Annotated in this window: 5 protein-coding genes and 1 pseudogene; 1 reads left to right on the top strand and 5 read right to left on the bottom strand. The window is 72.8% G+C overall.

The features are described from left to right. A pseudogene (locus J0670_RS30230) lies at positions 1-275 on the bottom strand (hypothetical protein); the annotation flags it as partial. Next, on the bottom strand, positions 272-949 hold the full coding sequence (locus J0670_RS30225) for an RNA polymerase sigma factor (protein WP_243437732.1): 678 nt from the start codon (positions 947-949) through the stop codon (positions 272-274). The gene J0670_RS30225 and the pseudogene J0670_RS30230, both read right to left, overlap by 4 nt. Positions 950-1,183: 234 nt before the next feature. On the opposite strand from J0670_RS30225, the gene J0670_RS30220 reads away from it, so the two are divergent. Next, positions 1,184-2,284 (top strand): helix-turn-helix domain-containing protein, encoded by a 1,101-nt coding sequence (locus J0670_RS30220; RefSeq protein WP_243437731.1) that lies wholly within the window; start codon positions 1,184-1,186, stop codon positions 2,282-2,284. A 7-nt stretch (positions 2,285-2,291) separates the two neighbouring features. Here J0670_RS30220 and J0670_RS30215 read toward each other — a convergent pair whose 3' ends face one another. The 3 genes from J0670_RS30215 to J0670_RS30205 all read right to left on the bottom strand — a co-directional run. After that, positions 2,292-3,065 carry a MerR family transcriptional regulator gene (locus tag J0670_RS30215; protein WP_207814886.1) on the bottom strand — a complete coding sequence of 258 codons (774 nt, stop codon included), beginning with the start codon at positions 3,063-3,065 and terminating at the stop codon, positions 2,292-2,294. A gap of 77 nt (positions 3,066-3,142) precedes the next feature. Continuing rightward, positions 3,143-4,378: a hypothetical protein gene (locus J0670_RS30210; RefSeq protein ID WP_374223194.1), complete on the bottom strand. Its 1,236-nt coding sequence runs from the start codon at positions 4,376-4,378 to the stop codon at positions 3,143-3,145. A 130-nt stretch (positions 4,379-4,508) separates the two neighbouring features. Further along, positions 4,509-4,876 (bottom strand): LPXTG cell wall anchor domain-containing protein (locus J0670_RS30205; RefSeq protein WP_207814885.1); only part of this gene is annotated, 368 nt, incomplete at its 5' end.

Here is a 4,876-nt window from a genome sequence, read left to right as displayed (position 1 = left end):
GCCGGGGGCGGGACTTCGTGGTTGGCCACCGGGGAGCCGTGCAGGGTGACCACGCCGATCGCCGCGGCGGCGGCCAGGCCGAGCAGCGGCACGGTGACGGCGTACACCGGGCGTAGTCGGCGGATCCGGCTCTTCGGGGGTGCGGCCGGGCGCAGGTCGTGGGCGGTGATCAGGGAGGTGCGGGCGGTCATCGCCTCGCGCAGCAGCCGTTCCGTCGCTGTCTCGGCCGGCCCGTCACCGTCTCCGCTCTTCCCGCGGGGGTGCTTGTCGGTCATCGAACCTTCTCCAGGTGCTTTTCCAAGGCGTCCAGGGCCCGGCTTGCGGTGGACTTCACGGCACCCCGGGACAGTCCCAGGGTCTCGGCTATCTGCGCCTCCGACAGGTCGGACCAGTAGCGCAGCACCAGCACCTCACGCTGGCGGGTGGTCAACTCCTGCATCGCGACCAGCACCCGCCGGTGCTCGTCGTTGAGCACGGCGTGGTCCTCGGCGGACGGTGCGTCGGCCTCGTGCGGCGGCACGTACTCGCGGGCGGTCTTGCGGCGGCGCAGCATCGAGCGGGCGCCGTTGACCACCGAGGTCCGCAGGTAGCCGAGCGCGTTGTCGAGGTCATCCAGCTCCTCTCCGTGGCGCTGGTAGAGCTGGGTGAAGGCCTCCTGCACGACGTCCTCGGCCAGGTCCTGGTGGTCGACCAGGAGCACGGCCATCCGCACCAGGCCCAGCCGGTGGGCGTGGTACAGGTCGGTCAGGGTGGGCCGGTCCTCCGCCGGCTTGCGGCCGCCCCGCAGCAGCCGGAAGCCGGAACGGCGCTGTGCCGCCTGCTGGTCGGTGGTGAACTCGGAGGCCGGCTCACCGGCCTCCTGCGCGCCGAACAGCGCGACGACCACTCCACGCACGGAGAAGCCGCGCCCCCGCCTCGGCGCGACGATCGGCCCGATGGCCATGGACATGTGCGGTTCTGCTTTCCCCCAGGACGGTGTCGGTGTTCGCCGGACCGTCAGGTCACCTGATCAAGATCGCGATCGGGGAGATGCTCCCAGCCGCCCTCGGCCCGGTTTCCTCCGCCCCCGTACTGATGGACGTGTGGCGGGAGTGGAGGTTGCAGGGGGATTCGAAGAAAGTTCCGAACCGGCCTGGACGGCTACACTCACCGGGATTCCGCCACCCGTGAGCAGGGGGTTCGCATGGCCGAGCAGTCCGTGATGGCCGGGCAGGACGTCGAGGGCCCGGTCGGTGCCGATGCCGGAGCAGACGCCACCGGACCGGGATCACGGCCGGTGACCGTCGTCATCGGGCGGCGCCCGGAGCCCGTGCACGATGTCGCGGTGTACGCCTTCGAGGGCATGGCGCCGTTCGAACTCGGGGTGGTGGTGGAGGTGTTCGGGCTGGCCCGGCCCGAGCTGACCGGACTGCTGGCCACTCCCTGGTACGGGCTGAAGGTGTGCGCCGACCGACCCGGCACGGAGCTGGACGCGGTGGGCGGCTTCGCGCTGACCGCCCGGCACGGGCTGGACGACCTGGCGGCGGCCGACACCGTGGTCGTCCCCGGGGTGCGCAACCCCTTCGGCGGCGTCTCCCCCGGCCTGGTCGAGGCGCTGCGGACGGCGCACGAGCGCGGCGCCAGGATCGTGTCGATCTGCTCGGGCGCCTTCGCGCTGGCCGCCGCCGGGCTGCTGGACGGCAAGGAGGCGACCACCCACTGGCGGTACGCCGAACTGCTCCAGCGGCGCCACCCGACGGTGCGGGTCAACCCGGACGTGCTGTACGTCGACAACGGCGACGTGCTCACCAGCGCGGGCAGCGCGGCCGGGATCGACCTGTGCCTGCACCTGGTCCGCCGGGACCACGGCGCCAAGGTGGCCAACAGCGTGGCCCGCCGCTTCGTGGTGGCACCGCACCGGGACGGCGGGCAGGCGCAGTTCATCGAGGCGGCGGTGCGCCCGGTCGAGGAGGAGGACGACGGGATCGCCCGCAGCATGCGGTGGGCGCTGGACAACCTGTCCGCGCCGCTGACCGTCACGGTGCTGGCCCGCGCGGCCCGGATGTCGGACCGGTCGTACCTGCGGCACTTCACGGCCCGCAACGGCACCAGCCCGATGCGCTGGGTCGTCACCCAGCGCATCGCGGCCAGCCTGCCGTTGCTGGAGTCCCCGGAGGGGTCGGTGGAGGAGATCGCCGTGGCGGTCGGCTTCGAGAGCTCGGCGACCTTCCGCCACCACTTCGGTCGGGTGATGCGCACCTCCCCGACCGCCTACCGGCGCTCCTTCGGGCGCGGGGTGGCGTGAACGACGGCTACTTCGCCTCGCGCCGCTCGGCGTTGGCGAGGATGGCGTCGTGCAGCCACTGCGCCAGGCCCGGGGCCATCTCCTCGTAGGTGGTGGTCCAGCGCGGGTCCGAGACGTACAGCCCGGCCAGGCCGCGGTGGATGGTGAAGGTGCAGTCGTAGAAGTTCCGGCAGATGTGCTGCCGGTGCTCCTCGGCGAGGTCCGTCGCGACGGTGCCGTCGGCGGGCTCGCCGGCGGTGACCGCCGCGGCCAGGCGGGTGTTGAGCTCGGTCATCTCGGCCTGGATGCGCTGCCAGTCGGCCTTGTCGTAGCCGCCGGTGCGGCGCTGGGACTCGGTCCAGGCCTCGGTGTGGCCCCAGCGCTGCTCGGCTTCCTGCTCCCACTCCTCGCGGTAGCCCTCGCCGAAGATCTCGAACTTCTCCTCCGGGGTCAGCTGAATGCCCATCCTGCGTGCCTCCATGGCGTGTTCGACGGCTGCGGCGAGTTCCTGGAGGTGACTGATCCGGTCGGTGAGCAGTCGGTGCTGCCGCCGGAGGTGCTCGCTCGGGCTGACCGAGTCGTCGTCCAGGATCGCCGCGATCTCCTCCAGGGGGAATCCGAGCTCGCGGTAGAACAGGATCTGCTGCAGCCGGTCGAGGTCGGCGTCCACGTACCGGCGGTACCCGGCCCGGGTGCGGCCGGCCGGGGACAGCAGGCCGATCTCGTCGTAGTGGTGCAGGGTGCGGACGGTCACCTTGGCGATCTTCGCCACGGCGCCGACCGAGTGTCCCTCACTGGTCATCGGGGTTCCTCCCTGGTGCTGACCACCACCCTCCGCTCTCACGTCGCGTGAGGGTCAAGCCGTTCCCGGGGAGGCCGTCAGGCGTCGGCGGCGACCAGGTCCCGCTCGCGCCGGCGGCCGGAGCGGCGGCGTCCGTCGCCCCCGCCCCCGCCCCGGGCCGAGGGCCGCGGCCGGCGGGTCCGCTGGGTGGGCCAGAGCAGCACGTAGGCGGCGGAGACCACCACGAAGGCGAGCCGGACGAAGCCGCGGGCCGAGTCGGACGGGAGGAACAGCGTGCCGCCGTACAGCGCGGCCAGCGCGATCCAGCTCCACCACGGGACCAGCCGCTTCTGCCCGACCGCGTCCCAGAGCAGGGTGCCGAGCAGGATCGAGGCGGAGTAGTACGTGTAGACGCTCGGGTCGAGCAGGATCCGGGCGTCCGCGCCGAGCAGCACCACGGCGGGCCAGCGGCCGCGCCAGACGGCGACGCAGCCGAGGCCGATGCCGAGCGCGAACTGGGCCGGGCGGTCCCACCAGGGGGTGGACGGGTCGGTCACCCCGAACCAGCGCAGCGCGGAGGCGGGCTGGTTGGGGATGGTGAACTTGGCGGCCGCCATGGTGTCCAGGTTGCCCAGGTAGAACGGCAGCCAGGCGATCGCCACCAGGGCGCAGAACCAGAGCACGGTGCGCAGCCAGGCGGGCCGGGGCAGGGCCAGGATCAGCGGGGCGAAGGCGATCGCCCAGGGTTTGGAGTCCACCGCCAGCGCCAGGAAGATCGCGACCTGGACGGGCTTGCCGCGGGCCAGGGCGTGGGCGGCGAGGGTGGTGAAGAACAGCGCCAGGACGTCGTCCAGGTGCGCGAAGCGGACCGAGACCTCGACCCACATCGGGATGAACGCCAGCCCGGCTATCAGCAGCCGCTGCTGGAGTCGGCGGTGGTTGGTGCCGGTGCCGAGGTAGTACAGGGCGGCGGTGCGGCCGACCAGGACCAGCATCACCAGGCCGAGCCCGGCGCTCACCGCCTCGGCGAGCAGTTCGCCGATGTGCGGCGGGAACGGCGCGGTGAGCCCGGCGGCGGCCAGGCTGACCGGGCCGATCTGAAGCTCGGGGTGATGGGCGTAGAGCGAGAGGCCGCCGTCGGGCTGACCGCTGAAGAGCAGCTCCTCACCCTGGCGCAGGTAGTGCCAGGAGAAGCCGCCGCTGGGCTCGACCAGGAAGAACCAGAGCACCGTCCAGGCGGCCAGCAGGACGTGGTGCCTGCGTAGCGGCAGACCCGCGATCCGCCCGGTCGTGGCTTCGTAGTCGGTGGTGGCTCGTGCCGTGCGTACTCCCACCCGTACCTCTCCCCGCCGGTTCCGCCCCCCTCCGGCCGGACATCCTATGTGACCGAGAAGTACCGCCCGTGCCACCCGGATGTCCGTACGAGCGGACGTCCGGGCGGCGCGGGGGTCTATGGCCCGAGGGTCAGCTCTGCTGGCCCGACTTGCGGCGACGCAGCAGCACGAGGGTGCCGGCACCGGCCGCCAGCACGGCGGCTCCGGTGGCCGCGATCGCGGTGGTGTGATCACCGCCACCGGTCGTGGCGAGGGCCTTGTCCGCGTTGTCCGCGGCGGTCCTGGCCTTGGTGACGCCACCCGGGGTGATCTTCGGCGGGGTGACGGTCGGGGGCTGCACCGGGAAGTCGATCGGCTGCTGGGCGTCGGTGCTGCCGGACGGCGCCGGGGTCACGGGCGCGCCGGACTCGGACGGCGCCTGCGACTGCGACGCCGACGGCGAGGCGGTGCCCGTCGCCGGGGTGGTCGGCTCGCCGGTGGGCTCGGTGGTGGGCGCGG

It is taken from the genome of Streptomyces sp. FH025 (genome assembly GCF_017427025.1).
Taxonomy (GTDB): domain Bacteria; phylum Actinomycetota; class Actinomycetes; order Streptomycetales; family Streptomycetaceae; genus Kitasatospora.
The sequence above is the reverse complement of the archived record's forward strand: the minus strand, read 5'-3'. Positions and strand labels throughout refer to the sequence as shown.